This is a genomic window from Nocardioides sp. T5, from assembly GCF_048161455.1.
Lineage (GTDB): Bacteria > Actinomycetota > Actinomycetes > Propionibacteriales > Nocardioidaceae > Nocardioides.
The window spans coordinates 648,943-667,127 of record NZ_CP182415.1 but is presented as its reverse complement, the minus strand read 5'-3'; the positions used below and the strand labels follow the sequence as shown (position 1 = coordinate 667,127).

At 70.9% G+C, this 18,185-nt stretch carries 19 protein-coding genes; 9 read left to right on the top strand and 10 right to left on the bottom strand.

Annotation, left to right across the window (positions count from 1 at the left end):
* Positions 1-51: 51 nt before the first annotated feature.
* Positions 52-1,731, top strand: coding sequence for a formate--tetrahydrofolate ligase (locus tag ACNKF0_RS03230; RefSeq protein ID WP_416955699.1), 1,680 nt, complete (start codon positions 52-54; stop codon positions 1,729-1,731).
* Positions 1,732-1,749: 18 nt separating this feature from the next.
* Here the strand turns inward: ACNKF0_RS03230 and ACNKF0_RS03225 are convergent, their stop codons facing one another.
* On the bottom strand, positions 1,750-3,189 hold the full coding sequence (locus ACNKF0_RS03225) for a trimethylamine methyltransferase family protein (RefSeq protein WP_416955697.1): 1,440 nt from the start codon (positions 3,187-3,189) through the stop codon (positions 1,750-1,752).
* Between the two features lie 107 nt (positions 3,190-3,296).
* On the opposite strand from ACNKF0_RS03225, the gene ACNKF0_RS03220 reads away from it, so the two are divergent.
* Genes ACNKF0_RS03220 through ACNKF0_RS03200 form a run of 5 tightly spaced genes read left to right on the top strand, consistent with a single transcriptional unit; the run spans position 3,297 to position 8,204 of the window.
* The gene (locus ACNKF0_RS03220; protein WP_416955695.1) at positions 3,297-4,070 is read left to right on the top strand and encodes an IclR family transcriptional regulator; all 774 of its coding nucleotides are present in this window, start codon (positions 3,297-3,299) and stop codon (positions 4,068-4,070) included.
* Positions 4,067-4,732: a corrinoid protein gene (locus ACNKF0_RS03215; protein WP_299923041.1), complete on the top strand. Its 666-nt coding sequence runs from the start codon at positions 4,067-4,069 to the stop codon at positions 4,730-4,732. Before ACNKF0_RS03220 ends, ACNKF0_RS03215 begins: the two co-directional genes overlap by 4 nt.
* Positions 4,732-5,616 (top strand): dihydropteroate synthase, encoded by an 885-nt coding sequence (locus ACNKF0_RS03210; RefSeq protein WP_416955692.1) that lies wholly within the window; start codon positions 4,732-4,734, stop codon positions 5,614-5,616. Before ACNKF0_RS03215 ends, ACNKF0_RS03210 begins: the two co-directional genes overlap by 1 nt.
* 10 nt (positions 5,617-5,626) lie before the next feature.
* Positions 5,627-7,618, top strand: coding sequence for an ASKHA domain-containing protein (locus ACNKF0_RS03205; protein WP_416955690.1), 1,992 nt, complete (start codon positions 5,627-5,629; stop codon positions 7,616-7,618).
* Positions 7,548-8,204 carry a DUF1638 domain-containing protein gene (locus ACNKF0_RS03200; RefSeq protein WP_416955688.1) on the top strand — a complete coding sequence of 219 codons (657 nt, stop codon included), beginning with the start codon at positions 7,548-7,550 and terminating at the stop codon, positions 8,202-8,204. Before ACNKF0_RS03205 ends, ACNKF0_RS03200 begins: the two co-directional genes overlap by 71 nt.
* 1 nt (position 8,205) lies before the next feature.
* On the opposite strand, the gene ACNKF0_RS03195 is transcribed toward ACNKF0_RS03200, so the two are convergent.
* Positions 8,206-9,054, bottom strand: a complete 849-nt coding sequence (locus tag ACNKF0_RS03195) for a methylenetetrahydrofolate reductase (RefSeq protein WP_416955686.1) — start codon at positions 9,052-9,054, stop codon at positions 8,206-8,208.
* 129 nt (positions 9,055-9,183) lie between these two features.
* Positions 9,184-9,894, bottom strand: coding sequence for a hypothetical protein (locus ACNKF0_RS03190; RefSeq protein ID WP_416955684.1), 711 nt, complete (start codon positions 9,892-9,894; stop codon positions 9,184-9,186).
* Between the two features lie 196 nt (positions 9,895-10,090).
* Between ACNKF0_RS03190 and ACNKF0_RS03185 the strand changes: the two genes are divergently transcribed.
* Together ACNKF0_RS03185 and ACNKF0_RS03180 are read left to right on the top strand one after the other, a co-directional pair.
* On the top strand, positions 10,091-11,290 hold the full coding sequence (locus ACNKF0_RS03185) for a sensor histidine kinase (RefSeq protein WP_416955682.1): 1,200 nt from the start codon (positions 10,091-10,093) through the stop codon (positions 11,288-11,290).
* Complete coding sequence (locus tag ACNKF0_RS03180; RefSeq protein WP_299923048.1) at positions 11,287-11,964, top strand: response regulator; 678 nt, start codon at positions 11,287-11,289, stop codon at positions 11,962-11,964. Before ACNKF0_RS03185 ends, ACNKF0_RS03180 begins: the two co-directional genes overlap by 4 nt.
* Before the next feature lie 116 nt (positions 11,965-12,080).
* Here ACNKF0_RS03180 and rplL read toward each other — a convergent pair whose 3' ends face one another.
* The gene (gene rplL, locus ACNKF0_RS03175) at positions 12,081-12,470 is read right to left on the bottom strand and encodes a 50S ribosomal protein L7/L12 (protein ID WP_299923049.1); all 390 of its coding nucleotides are present in this window, start codon (positions 12,468-12,470) and stop codon (positions 12,081-12,083) included.
* Positions 12,471-12,559: 89 nt separating this feature from the next.
* A complete protein-coding gene (gene rplJ / locus ACNKF0_RS03170) occupies positions 12,560-13,225 on the bottom strand; it encodes a 50S ribosomal protein L10 (protein WP_416955679.1) in 666 nt (221 codons plus the stop codon).
* 285 nt (positions 13,226-13,510) lie between these two features.
* Between rplJ and ACNKF0_RS03165 the strand changes: the two genes are divergently transcribed.
* Positions 13,511-14,500, top strand: coding sequence for a DnaB-like helicase C-terminal domain-containing protein (locus ACNKF0_RS03165; RefSeq protein WP_416955677.1), 990 nt, complete (start codon positions 13,511-13,513; stop codon positions 14,498-14,500).
* A gap of 40 nt (positions 14,501-14,540) precedes the next feature.
* On the opposite strand, the gene ACNKF0_RS03160 is transcribed toward ACNKF0_RS03165, so the two are convergent.
* The 5 genes from ACNKF0_RS03160 to secE form a co-directional block, all read right to left on the bottom strand.
* The gene (locus ACNKF0_RS03160; RefSeq protein WP_416955675.1) at positions 14,541-15,410 is read right to left on the bottom strand and encodes a hypothetical protein; all 870 of its coding nucleotides are present in this window, start codon (positions 15,408-15,410) and stop codon (positions 14,541-14,543) included.
* 168 nt (positions 15,411-15,578) lie between these two features.
* Positions 15,579-16,301: a 50S ribosomal protein L1 gene (rplA, locus tag ACNKF0_RS03155; protein ID WP_299923057.1), complete on the bottom strand. Its 723-nt coding sequence runs from the start codon at positions 16,299-16,301 to the stop codon at positions 15,579-15,581.
* 62 nt (positions 16,302-16,363) lie between these two features.
* A complete protein-coding gene (rplK, locus tag ACNKF0_RS03150) occupies positions 16,364-16,792 on the bottom strand; it encodes a 50S ribosomal protein L11 (protein WP_056907132.1) in 429 nt (142 codons plus the stop codon).
* Positions 16,793-17,010: 218 nt separating this feature from the next.
* Positions 17,011-17,865, bottom strand: a complete 855-nt coding sequence (gene nusG / locus ACNKF0_RS03145) for a transcription termination/antitermination protein NusG (protein ID WP_416955673.1) — start codon at positions 17,863-17,865, stop codon at positions 17,011-17,013.
* A gap of 50 nt (positions 17,866-17,915) precedes the next feature.
* Positions 17,916-18,173 carry a preprotein translocase subunit SecE gene (gene secE / locus ACNKF0_RS03140; protein ID WP_299923064.1) on the bottom strand — a complete coding sequence of 86 codons (258 nt, stop codon included), beginning with the start codon at positions 18,171-18,173 and terminating at the stop codon, positions 17,916-17,918.
* Between the last annotated feature and the right edge of the window lie 12 nt (positions 18,174-18,185).

Sequence of the window (18,185 nt, the reverse complement as noted above, 5' to 3'; positions counted from 1 at the left end):
GGCCCCACCGCGCGAGGAGCCACCGTGCCGCCCACCGGCGAGGAGCCCGCCATGCAGTCCGACATCGAGATCGCCAACGCCGCCGTCCTCCGACCGATCCGCGAGATCGCCGAGGAGACGCTCGGGATCAGCGAGGAGCACCTCGTCCCCTACGGCCACCACAAGGCCAAGGTCGACGTCGGCTACCTCACCTCGCTGGCCGACCGACCGCTCGGCCGGCTCGTGGTGGTCACCGCCCTGTCCCCCACACCACCGGGCGAGGGCAAGACGACCACGACCGTCGGCCTGACGGATGCGCTCCACGGCCTCGGCCACCGGACCGTGGCGTGCCTGCGCGAGCCGTCGATGGGACCGGTCTTCGGCATGAAGGGTGGCGCGGCCGGGGGCGGCTGGAGCCAGGTCGTGCCGATGACCGACATCAACCTGCACTTCACCGGCGACTTCGCCGCCATCGCCGCCGCCAACAACCTGCTCGCGGCGCTCATCGACAACCACGTCCACCACGGCAACGAGCTCGACATCGACGTACGCAGCGTGACCTGGAAGCGCGTCGTGGACACCAACGACCGGGCGCTGCGCGAGGTCGTCGTCGCACTGGGCGGGCACGCCAATGGCTTCCCGCGGGAGGACGGCTTCGACATCGTCGTGGCCTCGGAGCTGATGGCGATCTTCTGCCTCACCGAGTCGTGGGCCGACCTCAAGAAGCGCATCGGCGACATCGTCGTCGGCTACACCCGGGCGATGGCTCCGGTCACGGCCCGCGACCTCGGCGCCGAGGGCGCCATGGCCGCGCTGCTGCGCGACGCCCTCGCGCCCAACCTCGTCCAGACCCTCGAGGGGGCACCCGCCTTCGTCCACGGGGGTCCGTTCGCCAACATCGCCCATGGCTGCAGCTCGGTGATGGCCACCCGCGCGGGCCTGCGCCTGGCCGACATCGTCGTGACCGAGGCCGGCTTCGGCGCCGATCTCGGTGCCGAGAAGTTCGTCGACATCAAGTGCCGCAAGTCCGGCCTGCGTCCGGACCTGGCCGTCGTGGTCGCGACCGTGCGCGCCCTGAAGTACCACGGCGGTGTCGCGCTGGCCGACCTCGGCCGCGAGGACGTCGCGGCCGTGGAGGCCGGCATGACCAACCTGCGCCGGCACCTCGCCAACATCCGTGACGTGTACGGCGTCCCTGCCGTCGTCGCCGTCAACCGCTTCCCCACCGACACCGACCGTGAGGTCGACCGGGTGGTCGCGCTCGTGGCCGACGAGGGCGTGCGGGCCTTCCCCGCCACCCACTTCGCCGACGGGGGCAACGGCGCGAAGGGCCTTGCGGAGGGCGTCCTGGCGTCCCTGGCCGAGCCGTCGCCGTACGAGTTCTCCTTCACCTACGACGACGACCTCTCCCTGACCGCCAAGGTCGAGGCGATCGCGACCCGGCTCTACGGCGCCGGTCTCGTGACGTGGGACGCCAGGGCGCGCCGGCGCCTGCAACGCATCGAGCGCGACGGCTACTCGCAGCTGCCGGTCTGCGTCGCCAAGACCCAGTACTCCTTCTCCACCGACCCGGCGGCGCTGGGCGCGCCGTCGGGCCACGAGCTGCACGTACGGGAGGTGCGTCTCTCCGCGGGCGCGGGGTTCGTGGTCGTCGTGTGCGGCGACATGATGACCATGCCCGGACTGCCCAGGGACCCCTCGGCCGCGCGCATCGACCTCGCGGACGACGGGACGATCCTGGGGCTCAGCTGACCCCAGCGTCGTCGCGGCTCAGTCGCCGAGCTCGGCGCGCCGGCGGATGACGTAGTCCTCGAGCTCCTCGCGGACCGCGTCGTCGATCGGCGGCTGCTCGTAGTCCTCGAGCACCTTCTTGTAGGCCACCCCGGCGCGGTCGTTGGCGTCGTGGCCGCCGTTGCGCATCCAGCGCTCGTAGTTCTCCGAGGACGAGAGCAGCGGGCGGTAGAAGCACGTGCGGAAGCGCTCCATCGTGTGCATCGCCCCGAGGAAGTGCCCACCGTGGCCGACCTCCTCGTGCGCCCCGAAGGCCATCGAGTCCTCGTCGATCTCCAGGGGCGTGAACTCGTGGCGGAGCATCTGGAGCAGCTCGACGTCGACGATGAACTTCTCGTAGCCGGCGACCAGGCCGCCCTCGAGCCAGCCGGCGGAGTGCATCACCCAGTTGGCACCGGCCAGGAAGGTCGGCATCAACGTCATCAGCGCCTCGTAGCCGGCCTGCGCGTCCGCCACCTGCGAGGAGGTGAGGCCGCCTCCGGTGCGGAACGGGAGCCCGAAGTGGCGGGCGATCTGCCCGGTGCAGAGCAGGCCGAGCCCCGACTCCGGCGTGCCGAAGGTCGGCGACCCGGACTGCATGTCGATGTTGGAGAGGAACGACCCGAAGATCACCGGCGTCCCGGGCCGGACCAGCTGGGACAGCGCGATCCCCGACAGCGCCTCGACGATCTGCTGGACCAGGGCGGCGGGGATGGTCACCGGTGACATCGCGCCCATCAGGATGAAGGGCGTCAGCACCACCGGCTGACCGGCGGCGGAGTACTCGAGCTGGGCCTCCAGCATGCGGTCGTCCCAGCGCAGCGGCGAGTTGCAGTTGATCAACGAGATCGTCGCCGGCGTCTCCTCGATCGCCTCGCGCGACCCGAACAGGATCGAGGTCATCGCGATCGTGTCCGCGGCATTGACGCCCGAGACGACGTTGCCCATGTAGACCTTGTCCGTCAGCGTCTGCAGGGCGTACGTCATGTCGAGGTGACGGCTGTCGAGCGGGGTGTCGTTGGGCTCGCAGATCACTCCCCCGGCGGAGTCGAGCACCGCGAAGGACTGCGCCAGCTTGGTGAAGCTGCGGAAGTCCTCCATCGTCGCGTCGCGGCGTACGTCGCCCTGCCGCACGAACGGCGGCCCGTAGACCGCGCCGAAGGCCATCGAGTCGCCGCCGATGTGGATGGTGTGCTCGGGGTTGCGCGCCTGCACGTCGAACTCGCGTGGCGCCTTGGCGACCTGCTCGAGCACGAAGTCGGGATCGAGGAAGACGGTGTTGTCCTCGACGCGCTGGCCCGCCCGGCGGAAGAGCTCGAGCGCTCGCTCGTCCATGAACTCCACGCCGATCTCGGTCATCAGCCGGCGCCACCCGCGATCGAGGGTCGCCATGGCCTCCTCGGACAGCACCTCGTAGCGCGGCATCGCGTTGCGGAACACCGGGACCTCCCTTGACCTCGACTGACGACGGCTTCTAGCCTCATGATGTGGAACCAAGGTTCCACATCATGGAACGACTGGGAACCCCTCCGGAAGAGGACTCACGCATGAGCGAGACGGCCACCGGCACCAGGGCGCTGGACCGCGCCGCCGACCTGGTCGCCACGGTCGTCCACGCCGACGAGCCGATGTCCTTCGCCGAGCTCCAGGATGCGAGCGGGCTCGCCAAGTCGACGACCTCGCGCCTGCTCACCGCGCTCGAGCGCTCCGGCCTGCTCGAGCGGGACCCCTCCGGGTCCTACGTCGCCGGCCGGCTCTTCTGGCTCTACGCCGCGCGCCACGACCCCTGGGAGGAGCTGGTCCGGCTCGCCCGGCCGGTGATGGACCAGCTCGGCGCCGACACCGGCGAGACCGTGCACCTCAGCGTCTCCCGTGGCGACCGGGTGGTGCAGGTGGCGCAGGTCGACTCGACCTTCCTGCTCGGCACCCGCGACTGGACCGACATCGAGGTGCCGGCGCACTGCTCGGCCCTCGGCAAGGTCCTGCTGGCCTGGGGTGCGCTGGAGCTCCCCGACGGCGAGCTCGAACGTCCGACGCCGGCCACGCTCCAGGACCGCGAGGCCGTACGCCGCGACGGCGTGCGGTGCCGCGAGCGCGGTTACGCGTTGACCGAGGACGAGCTGGAGATCGGCCTGACCGGAATCGCCGTACCCGTCTTCGGCGTCCGCGGCGACGTCGTCGCCTCGCTCGGGATCTCCGGTCCCACCCCCCGGCTGGCGCAGCGGCTCGACGAGCTCGGCCGCCGCCTGCTGGACCAGTCCACCGCGCTCTCCTCCCTGCTGCGCGGCCCCGCCCGTCCGACCGAGGAGGTGGTCGCATGACCCCCGAGGACATCCTGCAGGCCCTCTACGACGAGACACTGGTGGGCAACGCCCCGCGGGTGCTCGAGCTGACCAACCAGGGGCTCGACCTGTCGATGGAGCCGCAGACGCTGCTCTTCGATGCGTTGATCCCGTCGTTGGAGGAGGTCGGCGCCCGCTTCGAGCGCGGCGACTTCTTCGTCCCGGAGATGCTCATCGCCGGTCGCGCGATGGCAGGAGCCATGGAGCGGCTGCGCCCGCTGCTCGCCGAGACCGGCGTGGCCACTGTCGGCAAGTTCCTGATGGGCACCGTCAAGGGCGACGTGCACGACATCGGCAAGAACCTCGTCAACATCATGCTCGAGGGCGCCGGGTTCGAGGTGATCGACCTCGGCGTGCAGGTGGCGCCGGAGAAGTTCGTCAGCGCGATCGACGAGCACCAGCCCGACATCGTCGGTTTCTCGGCGTTCCTCACCACCACGATGCCGATGTTCAAGGCCAACATGAACGCCCTCGAGAAGGCCGGGATGCGCAACGACGTGATCGTCATGGTCGGCGGCGCACCCGTCACCCAGGAGTACGCCGACGCCGTCGGGGCCGACGGCTACGCGGCCGACGCCTCGCAGACGGTCAAGCGCGCGAAGAGCCTGCTCGAGGCGAAGCGCACGAAGGTCCCGGCCTGATGAGCGCGGCCGAGCCGCTGCGCACCGTCCTGCGCTCGGCCTCGCGCGAGGTCGTCATCGGGCACGACACCCGGTTCACGATCATCGGCGAGCGGATCAACCCCACCGGTCGCCGGATCTTCCAGGAGCAGCTGCGCGCGGGGGACTTCTCCGCGATCGAGCGCGACGTGAAGGCCCAGGTCGAGGGCGGCGCCGACGTCCTCGACATCAACATGGGCGTGCCGCTCACCGACGAGCCCGACCTGCTGGCGAAGGCCATCACGATGGTCCAGGGCCTCACGGACCTGCCCGTGTGCATCGACTCCTCGGTGGTCGAGGCCCTCGAGGCGGGCCTCACCGCCTACGAGGGACGGGCCTTGGTCAACTCCGTCACCGCGGAGGACGAGCGCCTCGCGCTGATCCTCCCGCTGGTGAAGAAGCACGACGCGGCGATCATCGCGCTGCCCAACGACCACGACGAGATCCCGATGGAGGCCGACAAGCGCCTCGAGCTCACCGCCAAGATCGTCCGGGTCGCCACCGAGGAGTACGGCATCGCGCAGGCCGACATCGTCATCGACCCGCTGGCGATGCCGATCGGCGCCGACACCACGACGAGCCTGGTGACCTTCGAGGTGATGCGCCGCATCCGGGACGACTTCGGGGTGAACATGACCTGCGGAGCCTCCAACGTGTCCTTCGGCATGCCCGGACGCCACACCCTCAACGCCGCCTGGCTGCCGATGGCGATGACGTCGGGCCTCACCAGCGCGATCATGGACGCGCGGACGCCGCAGGTGGTGGAGGCGGTCAAGGCCGCCGACCTGTTCCTGGGCCACGACGACTGGGGCATGGCCTGGATCTCCGCCCACCGGGCCAAGCAGGCAGCCGCCGAGGGCGCGTGACGGCGTCCCGATGAGCCGACCGCCCGACGGGCCGGACTTCTCGCTCGCCGACGTCGCCCGCGAGGGCCTGATCGAGCGGCCGGGGGCCGAGCCCGTGCCCCACGACGGCTCCGGTCGCGTCGACCTGTCCTTCACCGTCCACGGCACGGCCGAGGACGGTGCGGAGGTCCCGCCGACGCTGCGCGGCGTACGCGTGCCCCCGGGCGTGACCGTCTTCGACGCCGCCTCGTGGAACGGCATCGCCATCGACTCGACCTGCGGCGGCCACGGCACCTGCCACAAGTGCCGCATCCAGGTCACCTCGGACGGCGAGGTCCCCCTCACCCGCCACGACGTCCGGACGTTCACCCCCGACCAGCTCTCCGCAGGCTGGCGGCTCGGCTGCCTGCTCCACGCCACCCGCGACCTGGCCGTCGAGGTCCCGCCGCTGACCACGCGACCCAAGGCCGCGACGGTGGGCATCGGTCGCCAGGTCATCCTCCGGCCGGCCCTGCAGAAGCGCTACGTCGAGCTCGACGAGCCGACGCTCGCCGACCAGCGCACCGACCTCGTCCGGCTCACCGACGCCATCGACGACCTCGAGCTGACCGCCGACCTCCACGTCCTGCGCCGGCTCTCCACGGTGCTGCGCCAGGCCGACTTCAAGGTCACCGCCGTGGTCCTCGACGAGGCGCTCGTCGACGTCGAGCCCGGCGACACCACCGCCATCCGCTACGCGATCGCCTTCGACCTCGGCACCACGACCGTCGTCGGCACCCTCCTCGACGTCGGCACCGGGACCCCGCTGGCCGTCGCGTCCAGCCTCAACGCCCAGCAGCCCTTCGGCGGCGACGTGATCACCCGGATCAGCGCCACGATGATGGACCCGGATGCGCTCGGGCGCCTCCAGCAGGCCGCCGGTGCCACCCTCGCCGACCTGGCGCGGCGCGTGTGCCGCGAGGCGGGCATCGAGCCCACCGACGTCTACGAGGTGGCGGTCGCCGGCAACGCGACGATGACCGCCCTCGTGCTGGGCATCGACCCCGAGCCGCTGGGGGTCGCCCCGTTCGTCATGTCGGCGGCCCAGCCGCCCTCCGTGCTGGCCTCGGAGATCGGGCTCGTCCTCCATCCGCGGGCACGCGCGTTCTTCTTCCCGGCGCTCGGCGCCTACGTCGGCGGCGACATCGTCGCCGGCATGCTGGCCACCGGCATGGACCGCGACAAGCGCACCCGCCTGTTCATCGACGTCGGCACCAACTGCGAGATCGTGCTGAGCGACGGCGAGACGCTCCTCTCCACGGCTGCTCCCGCCGGCCCGGCCTTCGAGGGCGGCGCCATCCGCTGCGGCATGCGCGCCGCGGACGGGGCGATCGAGGTGGTCAAGGTCGACCCGCACACCGACGACCCGGCCGAGGCGGTCCGGCTCGGCGTGATCGGTGACGTCGAGCCCAGGGGGCTGTGCGGCTCCGGTCTGGTCGACGCCGTCGCCGAGCTGGTGCGGGTCGGACTGCTCGACCGCACCGGACGCCTGGTGCCCGACGAGGAGGCGAAGGGGATCGCTCCAGCGCTGGCCGACCGCCTGGCCCTCGTCGGCGAGGAGCGGGTCTTCCTGCTGCACCGGCCGGCTCCCGACGCCGAGCCCGCCGAGTGCGTCTACCTCTCCCAGCGCGACGTCCGCGAGCTGCAGTTCGCCAAGGCCGCGATCTCCACCGGCTGGTCGCTGCTGCTCGACGAGCTCGGGCTCGAGCACCGCGACGTCCAGCAGGTGCTGCTCGCCGGGTCGTTCGGCAGCTACCTCTCCCCCGCATCGGCCGTTCGCATCGGCCTGGTGCCGCGGCTTCCCGTGCTGCGGATCGTCGCTGCCGGCAACGTCGCCGGCGAGGGGGCGAAGATGGCCCTGCTGTCGGTGCGCGAGCGCGCCGGCGCCCTGGCGCTGCTGGAGGAGGTGACGTATGTCGAGCTCTCCGACCGTCCCGACTTCAACGACGCCTTCGTCGAGCAGCTCTCGTTCGGTCCGCCGTGACCGGGTCGCCCTGATCGCCTGCGGGGCCCTCGCCCAGCCCGCTGCGGCCGTCGTCGACCGCCACGGCTGGGCCGTGGACGTCCATCCGCTCCCACCGCTGCTGCACAACCACCCCGAGCGGATCGCGGGCGAGGTGCGCACGCTGGCGGCGCGGCTCGCGGCGACGTACGGCCGGGTCGCCGTCGGCTACGCCGACTGCGGCACCTACGGCGCCCTCGACGACGTGTGCCGCGAGCTCGGGCTCACCAGGCTCCCCGGCCTCCACTGCTACGACGTCTACGCCGGCGCGTCCCGCCTCGAGCGCTTCTTCGACGCGCAGCCCGGCACCTACCTGCTCACCGACTTCCTGGTGCGGTCCTTCGCCCGCACCGTGGTCCAGGAGATGGGTCTCGACCGCTACCCCGAGCTGCGGGAGGCCTACTTCGGCAACTACACCCGCGTCGTCTGGCTGGCCCAGGCACCCGACGACGAGCTGCGCGAGCTGGCCGACGGCGCAGCCGCGACGATCGGGCTGCCCCTCACGGTCGTGGAGACCGGCGACCACGGACTGGAGCAGGCCCTGGCCCACCTCGTGCTGGACACCTGACCTAGACACCCCGCAGTCGTTCGAGCATCTCGGTGCGCCAGGCCTCGGTCTCGGCGACCTGGTTGAACGTGAAGACGTGCAGGCCCTCGACGAGCGCCCCGTCCTCCCCCAGCGCGGGCGCGCACTTCTCCAGGAAGGACTCGCCGGTGAACCCGCCCGGTGCGGCGAGCCGGGCGAAGAGCCCCTTGTTCTTGGCGAGGAACTTCGTCGACTCGCCCACCCCGATCCTGGTCGCCATCGCCAGCAGCTTGGTGCGCTCGACCGGCCCGGGCAGGCCCAGCAGCAGCGGCATCGCGACGCCCCGGGCGCGGAGCCTGCGCACCCAGTCGCGCACGACCGCGGGGTCGAAGGTGAGGTTGCTGACGATGTGGGTGGCGTAGCGCCGCTTGTCCCACATGGACTGCACGGTGAGGTCGTCGTGGATGGTCGGGTGCGACTCGGGGTAGCCGGTGATCCCGACGTGGGCGAACGGCGAGCCGAGCTCCTTCAGGTCCTCGAGCAGCGCGAGGGCGTCCGGGTAGTCACCGACCGGCTCGGCGTCGCCGCCGGGCACGAACACCCGGCTGATGCCCTTGCCGCGCAGCCGTTCGGCGATCTCGGCCAGCTCGGCACGTCCGGACACCATGCGTGCGGCCAGGTGGGGAACGACGACGTACCCGTGCCCGGTGAGGCGCTCGGACAGGTCGAGCGTGGCCTCCAGCCCCTTGGACGGCGACGCGGTCACCGTGACCGCACGGTCGCGGGGCAGGTGGGTGAGGACCTTGTCCTCCGTGCTGGCGGTGGGCAGCACCTCGTAGCGGGCGTTCTCCAGCAGCCGGACCACGGTCGCCGCCGCTCGCTTGTTGCGCATGGAGCAACTCATTTCATGATGCGCATCAGATGCGCCTCATGGTAGTCCGTCGGCCACCTGAGGAGAAGTGGCGTCGGGCGCCCGAGCGGCGGCCGCCACGAGGAGTGGCGGCCGCCGGACGGGTGGGGGTCAGGCGCCGACCCGGTTGCGCTGCACCAGGCGCCAGCCGACGACGTACGACGGCGCGTAGCACAGCAGGGCGAGCCCGATGCCGATCGGACCGCCGACGACGCCGAAGGCGATCATCGGGAGCAGGCTGAGCGGCACGAGCCACCAGGCGATCACGCCGGCGCGGGCCAGCCCGGCGTAGAGCACCGGGAAGCCGAGCAGGGCGAAGACCTTCGCCGACATCAGCCACACGGCGACCGAGGGAGCGCCGGTGACCTCCTCGAAGACCGAGACCGCGGTCGCGGCCGGGAGCTGGTGGTCCAACGCGGGCAGGACCCAGTCGCTGTAGAGCAACCCGGAGAACTGGATGGAGCCGAACGCCGCAGCCAGCCCGCCGAGGACGGTGAGCATCCGTCCCCGGCGTCCGCGGACCAGGCCGATCGCGGCGATCGCCCCGAACGCCGCGAGCACCCACGAGTAGTGGAAGAGGTTGGCCGAGAGACCGGTGAGGAACGGGTCCGCGCCCAGGGACTCGATGTAGGCCCCGGCACTGCCGTCGTCCTGCGGGGGGCTGGTCGCCGCCCCGGCGACGAAGAGCAGCGACGACGACGCCAGGGCGACACCGCCGACGGCGCCCAGCAGGCCGGGCTGGCCGGCGGCTGCCGGTTGATCGGTGGACCGCGCGGTGGTCTCGGCGGCGTGACGGGTGGTCGCGGTGGGTGAGCTGGTCACGATCTGTCCTTCGGTGAGGTGGTGGTCTGACACCTCGAAGTCTTCGCCGTGGAGGACGTGCCGTGGATCGGCCGCGGAGCCCGTGACGGCCGCCCTCACGGACCCCTCCCCGCAGCTCGGGGTCCTCCCCCGGGAGGACCCCGGGTCGTCTGCGCGGACGACCCCGGGAGCGCCGACCGCTCCCTAGAGTGAGCGCATGGACAGCACGGCCCGCCGCACCGCGGCCTATCTCGTGGTCGCCACTGTCGTCGCGATCGCGGCGCTCCTCGAGGCCGGCTACGGCGGCCCCGGCGCGGCCCTGTCCCCCGTGACCGTCCTCGCCGCGCTGCTCACCGGCGTCTCGGTGGCGCTCGGTCGGTGGTTCCCGCTGGTCGGCGTCGTGCTGCTCAACGCGACCATGGTCGCCTCCCAGCTGATCAGCTCCTCCGGCCTCCCGATGGTCGGCGGGGCGCAGCTGATCGCCTGCGTCCTGCTCGTGGGCAACGCCGCCTACCTGCTTCCGCGCGTCCCGGCGCTGGTCGCCTACGGCGTCTCGGCCGTCGTCCCCCCGCTCTGCCTCGTCATCGAGGGCGAGTCGGTCTGGGAGTTCGTCTTCTTCGCCCTCATCCTGGCGCCGGCGTGGGCCGTCGGCGTCCTGCTGCGACGCGAGCAGCTCCGCTCCGCCGAGCTCGCCGCCCTCGCGGCCGAGCTCCACGCCGAGCGGGAGAAGCAGGCCGAGGTGGCGGTGGCCGAGGAGCGCACCCGGATCTCCCGTGAGCTCCACGACGCGGTCGCGCACACCGTCAGCGTGATGACCCTGCAGGTCGGGGTCGTACGCCGTCGGCAGGAGCCCGGGTCGGTCGAGGAGGAGACCCTCCTGCGGGCCGAGGGCCTGGGCCGTCAGGCCGTCGACGAGCTGCGCCGGATCGTCGGCATCGTGCGCCTGGGTGAGTCCGCCACGCTCGCTCCCGTGCCGTCGCTCGACCTGCTTCCCGACCTCGTGGAAGAGGTGCGCCGAACCGGGGCGGTCATCGAGCTGGAGACGTCGGGTGATGCCTCGACGGTCCCGCGGGCGGTGGCGATCTCGGCCTACCGGGTGGCGCAGGAGGGCCTGACCAACGCCCTGCGCCACGCGCCCGGGGCGCCCGTCGTCGTACGCGTCGACGTCCGTCCCGGCGAGGTCCGCGTCACCGTCGACAACGCGGCGCCCGACCAGCACGCGGAGGCACCGGTGGGCGATCCTGCGCACGGCGGGCACGGGCTGGCCGGACTGCGCGAGCGCGTCTCCGTGCTCGGCGGCGACCTCGTCGCCGGTCCCACCCCGGACGGTGGCCACCGGCTGGCCGCCACCTTGCCCACTGCCGTGCCCGCCTCGGTGTCCACCACCGCTCCGACTGCCGGGGCGGTGCCGCGGTGAGCGGTACGACGTTGCGCGTCGTGGTCGCCGACGACGAGGCGATGGTCCGGGCCGGGTTGCGTCTGCTCCTCGACGGCGAGGCCGACCTCGAGGTCGTCGGGGAGGCGGTCGACGGGGAGGACGCCGTCCGCGTGGTCCGCGACCTGCGACCCGACGTCGTGCTGATGGACGTGCGCATGCCCCGGCTCAACGGGCTCGACGCGGCGCGGGAGGTGCTCGCCGACGTGCCGGGCACGCAGGTCGTGGTGCTCACGACCTTCGACGAGGACGAGGTCGTCGACGAGGCCCTGCGGCGCGGCGTCGCCGGCTTCCTGCTGAAGAGCTCACCGCCGGAGGCCATGCTGGACGCCGTACGCCGGGCGGCCGCGGGGCAAGGGGTGATCGACCCGAGCGTCGTCCCCGGCGTGATCAGGAGGCTGGGCCACGCCCCCGCGGCCCGGCGGCGCGCACCCGAGCTCGACCTCCTCACCCCGCGGGAGACCGACGTGCTGCGCCTGGTCGGGCTGGGCCTGTCCAACGCCGAGATCGCAGCCGACCTCTATCTCGGCGAGACGACCGTCAAGACCCACCTCGGCCGGGTCCTCGACAAGCTCGGGCTGCGGGACCGGGCCCGCGCGATCGCGTGGGCCCACCGGTCGGGGCTGCTCGAGGACGACGGAACCACCCCGCCCTGACGGCGGCCCTGACAAGCGCTGACAAGCGCGCCGGGACAGCCGAAGGGCGGCCACCCCTGCTGGGGTGACCGCCCTTCGACGGTTGCTGCGGTGCTAGCCCAAGGGCCAGCGGAGCGTCACTTGACGGTGACGGTGGCGCCGGCGGCCTCGAGGGCCTCCTTCGCCTTGTCCGCGGCGGCCTTGTCGACGTTCTCGAGGATCGTCTTGGGCGCGGCCTCGACGAGGTCCTTGGCCTCCTTCAGGCCGAGGGAGGTCAGGGCGCGCACCTCCTTGATGACGTTGATCTTCTTGTCGCCGGCGGCCTCGAGGACGACCTCGAAGTCGGTCTTCTCCTCGGCGGCGTCGCCACCGGCAGCGCCACCGGCGGCCGGGGCGGCGGCCACGGCGACGGGGGCAGCGGCGGTCACGCCGAAGGTGTCCTCGAACTGCTTCACGAACTCGGAGAGCTCGATGAGGGTCATCTCCTTGAACGCGTCAAGGAGCTCGTCGGTGCTGAGCTTCGCCATGATGGCAAACCTTTCGTCAGTGGGCGGCAGCGTGGCGCGGAGCGACACGCTCGCCCGATGTGTTCTGTAGGTGGTGTACGTCGGCCTGGTCAGGCGTCGGTGGACTCGGCGGCCGGCTCGGCAGCCTCGTCGGTCGCCTCGGGCTCGGCGGCCTCCTCCGAAGAGGGGGCCTCCTCGACCGGGGCGTCCTCGGCAGCCGGAGCAGCCGGCGTACCGGCACCACCTGCGAGGATCGAGGGGTCCTGCTCGGCCTTGGCCTGCAGCGCACCCGCGAGACGGGCGGCCTGGGCGATCGGCGCGTTGAGCAGGTAGACGGCCTGGGAGAGGCTGGCGAGCATCGCGCCCGCCATCTTGCCCAGGAGCACCTCGCGCGACTCGAGATCGGCCAGCTTGGCGATCTCGGCAGCGTCGAGGGGCTTGCCGTCCAGGACTCCACCCTTGATCACAAGGGCGGGGTTGGCCTTGGCAAAGTCACGCAGACCCTTGGCGGCCTCGACCACGTCTCCATTGATGAAGGCGATGGCGGTGGGGCCGGTCAGCAGGTCGTCGAAGCCTTCGATGCCCACCTCGGTGGCGGCGATCTTGGCAAGCGTGTTCTTGACCACGGCATAGTTGGCGTTCTCGCCGAGGGCACGCCGCAGGTCCTGCAGCTGCTTCACGGTGAGCCCGCGGTACTCGGTCAGCACAGCGCCGGCGGAGCCGTTGAAGGACTCAACGATCTCTGCGACGGCGGCAGTCTTTTCTGGCCGCGCCATGGGTCTCCTTCCGGGGTTGACCACCGGCATCTGGCCCACAGACGACGAACGCCCTGAGCACAGGCTCAGGGCGTGGGTGCGGCCGGAGCCGCTGCTCTGAATCCTGCGCCGGCCGCCCGCTGCTGCGGACCTTCGGTCACGAGCGAGGAGCTCGTGACAACCTGCGGTCTCTGGTTTCGAGTGGAACAGTACGCGCCGGGGCGCGGACCAGACAAATCGGTGGGGTCGGCCCGCAAACCGCGCAATCGCCCCACCCCGGCCGCCCATCACTGGTCCAATGGCCCCGTGGATCACCAGCTCATGACCGTGGGGGCCTCCCTGGCCCGTAGCGACGAACGCATGCTCACCGGACGCAACGCGGCCGGGCGCCTCTGGAAGACCGGCTTCGGGGGGCTCGACCCCCTGATCGGCGGCGGGATGCGGGCCGGCTCCCTGGTGCTGCTCGCCGGGCCGCAGGGCCTCGGCAAGTCGACGTTCGCCCTCCAGGTCGCCCGCAACAACGCCGCCACCGGCCGCCCGGTCCTCTACTTCTCCTACGAGCACGACGCCGAGGACCTGACGCAGAAGCTCATCGCCATGGAGGCCGGCGAGCTCGACGACTCCGACCAGGTGCGGGTCACCAGCATCCGGTCCATCTTCGACGACCTCTGGGTCAGCTCCCTGGAGCACCGCCTGGAGTCGGTCCCCTCCGGTGTCGAGGCGCTGACCCGCGTCGCGCAGTACTCCGAGATGCTGTTCGTGCACCGCTCCACCGGCTCGCGCACCGACCTCGCCGCGATCCAGAACGCCATCGACGCCGTGCGCGAGCTCTCGGGCACGACCCCGCTGGTGGTCGTGGACTACCTGCAGAAGGTGAAGTCGGCCCACGAGGACGAGGAGTCCAGCACCACCGAGATCGTCGAGGGCCTCAAGGACCTCGCCATCGACATCAGCGCGCCGGTCCTCGCGATCGCCGCGGCCGAGAAGGAGGCGCTCCGCTCGGGCAAGCGGATGCGGGCCAACGACCTGCGCGGCTCGAGCGCCCTGGCCTACGAGGCCGACGTCGTGCTGGTGCTCAACAACAAGTTCGACATCGTCGCCCGCCACCACCTGACCTACGACCTCGGCAACGCCGAGCGCTTCCGCGACTACGCCGTCCTGACGGTGGAGAAGAACCGGTTCGGCCGCGACGGAGCGGTGCTGCAGTTCCGCACCCGCTTCGACCAGGGCCGCTACGAGCCGGAGGGCTCGGAGGTCAAGGAGCAGCTGATCGACGAGCGGGTCTTCCGGGAGTGAGGCGAAGCCGTCTCAGTCTTGGCGACCCGCCCGCCGTCGCTCACATCCCCGGCTGCTGGGTGACCTGGCTGGCCGGGGGCTCCTCGATCTCGACGTCGGTGCCGAAGTCGGAGTAGGTGCCCTCGGTGGTCGTGGTGGTCGGCTTGCCGCCGCCGACGGCCGGGATCTGCATGGTCTGGGTGAACTTGCGGGGAAGGTCGTCGGCGTCGACCCGCATCTCGGTCACGAGCTCGTCGGGGAGCATGTCGGCCATCGCGGCCGGGAACTCCATGGCCTTGAGGTACTGCGTCGGGTCGAGGGTGATCCGGTAGTGGTTGGTCTCGACGCCGTCGACGTCCTCGGACCCGATCAGCTCGAGCTTCTTCGGCGCCTCCATGGCCTTGAACATGACCTCGGGATCGGTCGCCTTGCCGATCATCCCGAACAGCGAGTTGGGGTCGCTCAGGTCGATCTTGAGCCACTTGTCGCCGGTGCCGAGGTCGGGCGACTTCATGTACATCGCCTTGCCCAGCAGGATCATCTCCATCGCCTGCGCGCCCGTGCTGGAGGCCTGCATCTCGACGCCGTCGGCACCGAAGCGGGCCTGGCCCGTCATGGTCTGCGTCTGGCCGGCGGAGCCCGAGGTGGTCTCGAACGCGAAGGTCTCGGCCTCGCGCATGGCCTCCATGACGGCGGGATAGAACTCGTCGGCGGACAGCTCGGCCAGCGAGGCCTCGGCAGGCTCCTCGGTCTCCTCACCGGTGGCCCCGTCGTCCGTGCTCTCGTCGGTGCTCGCGTCGGTGCTCTCGTCGGTCGCCGAGCTGGTGGACTCACCGGAGCCGGAGTCGTCGCTGCACGCGGCGAGCCCGACCCCCATGGTCAGCACCAGGGCGGCAGAGCCGAGGCGGCGGGCGAGGGGCGTGACGCGCATGTGTGTCTCCTGGGACGAGTGGTACGACGGTTCGGGTGGCAGGTGTGCCACTGACGTTCTACCCGATGCATCCCCAGCCAAACGGCGTACGGCCCCGGTAACCAGAATGGGAAGCAGGACGACCCGGCCGCCCCGAGGGGGCGACCGGGCCGTTCTGGCGGCGGTGGATCAGGCCTGGACGGCCTCGTCCTCCGACGCGACGTTCTTCACGCGGTTGGGGTCGACCTGGATGCCGGGGCCCATCGTCGTGGAGACGGTGATCTTCTTGATGTAGCGACCCTTGGAGCTGGCCGGCTTGAGACGCAGCACCTCCTCGAGGGCGGCGGCGTAGTTCTCCGCGAGCTGGGCCTCGGAGAAGGACGCCTTGCCGATGATGAAGTGCAGGTTGGCGTGGCGGTCGACGCGGAACTCGATCTTGCCGCCCTTGATGTCCGTGACGGCCTTGGCGACGTCGGGGGTCACCGTGCCGGTCTTCGGGTTGGGCATGAGCGAGCGCGGGCCGAGGACGCGGCCGAGGCGGCCGACCTTGCCCATCATGTCGGGCGTCGCGACGACGGCGTCGAAGTCGAGCCAGCCGCCGGCGACCTTCTCGATCAGCTCGTCGCCACCGACGAACTCGGCGCCGGCCTCGCGGGCGGCGTCGGCCTTGTCGGCGTTGGCGAACACGAGGACACGGGCGGTCTTGCCGGTGCCGTGCGGGAGGTTGACGGTGCCGCGGACCATCTGGTCGGCCTTGCGCGGGTCGACACCCAGGCGCATGACGACGTCGAGGGTCTCGTCGAACTTCTTCTTGGAGCCACCCTTGGCGATCTTGATGGCGGCCAGCGGCGCGTAGAGCTCGTCCTTGTCGAACGTCTCGGCGGCCGCGCGGTAGGTCTTGCTGCGCTGCATTGTCTTCTCGATTCTCTGGTGCGAAGGATGTGGTTAGCGAGCCAGCGCGGCTCTCCCACGTGTCAGTCGGTCGTGACGCCCATCGAGCGCGCAGTGCCCTCGACGATCTTCATGGCCGCGTCGATGTCGTTGGCGTTCAGGTCAGGCAGCTTGGTGGTCGCGATCTCGCGGACCTGGTCCTTGGTCAGCTTGCCGACCTTGTCCTTGTGCGGGACGCCCGAACCCTTCGACAGCCCGGCAGCCTTCTTGATGAGCTCGGCGGCCGGCGGGGTCTTGGTGATGAAGTCGAACGTGCGGTCCTCGTAGATGGTGATCTCGACGGGGATCACGTTGCCGCGCATGGACTCGGTCTGGGCGTTGTAGGCCTTGCAGAAGTCCATGATGTTGACGCCGTGCGGGCCGAGCGCCGTACCGACCGGCGGGGCCGGGGTGGCCGAACCGGCCTGCAGCTGCACCTTGACGAGTGCGGCGATCTTCTTCTTGGGAGGCATTGCCTTCTTCTTTCTCTCGTGTGGTCATGACGAGGGCACCTGCCCCCTGCCACGGGTTGTTGCTAGTTCATTGTCGCTTCTGCGCGGCCAGCGATGAAATCACGCCGCTCAGGTGGGTTTCGAGACGCGTCACGCATTCCCTCGCTCCGCTCGGGTCTACGTCGACGCTCCTCAACCTCTTCGTCCTGCGAAGTCCTCGCAAGCTCGGACTTCGGGACTCAGACCTTCTGGATCTGCGAGAACGACAGCTCGACCGGCGTCTCGCGGCCGAAGATCTCGACGAGGGCCTTGACGCGCTGGGACTCGGCGTTGATCTCGGTGATCGTCGCGTGGAGCGTGGCGAACGGACCGTCGACCACCATGACCGAGTCGGACACGTCGAAGTCGGCGACCTCGACCGGCTTGCGCGGCGTGGTGGAGGCACCCTTCTCGCCCGAGGCGGCGGCCTCGGCCTCGGCGACGGCCACGACGGCCGGCGCGAGCATGTCCTCGACCTCGCTCATGCTCAACGGCACGGGCTGGTGGCTGTGGCCCACGAAGCCGGTGACCGACGGCGTGTGGCGCACGGCGGACCAGGACTCGTCGGTGAGGTCCATGCGGACCAGGACGTAGCCGGGGAGGACGGTGCGGGTGACCATCTTGCGCTGGCCGTTCTTGATCTCCGCGACCTCCTCGGTGGGGACCACGATCTCGTGGATGTAGTCCTCCATGTTGAGGGAGATGATGCGGTTCTCGAGGTTGTGCTTGACCCGCTTCTCCATGCCGGAGTAGGTGTGCACGACGAACCAGTCGCCCGGCTTGGCCCACAGCTCGCGGCGGAAGGCCTCGAGGGGGTCGTTCTCCTCGGCGGCGGTGTCGGTGGACTCCTCGTCGGAGTCGGTGGACTCCTCGTCGACCGGCTCCTGGTCGGCGGCCTCGGTGTCGGACACCTCAGGGGCGTCGTCACCGGCCTCGTCGGTCACGTCCTCGGTGTCCTCGACGACGTCGGCGTCGGTGTCGGCGTCCTCGGGGGTCACCTCGTCGACGGACTCGACCTGGTCGTCGACCTGGTCCACGTCATGGTTGTCAGACACGTCTCACTCCGTAGTTCGTAGCTGGGGGCGGGGAACTGACTCCCCCGTCGTCACTGGACGCTGCTGCCGCCGGTGAAGACCTCGAAGACCAGCTTTCCGAAAGCCAGGTCGAGGACCGTCACGAGCGCCATCACCACGACGACGAAGACCAGCACGACGAAGAAGTAGGTGATCAGCTGCTGCTGGGTGGGCCACACCACCTTGCGGAGCTCGGCCACCACCTGGCGCAGGAACGTGGCGGGGCTGGTGCGCCCACGGTCGTCGCCGCGCGAGTCGCGCCGGTCCTGAACCGCGTTGCCGTCAGCCACGTCATCCACCTT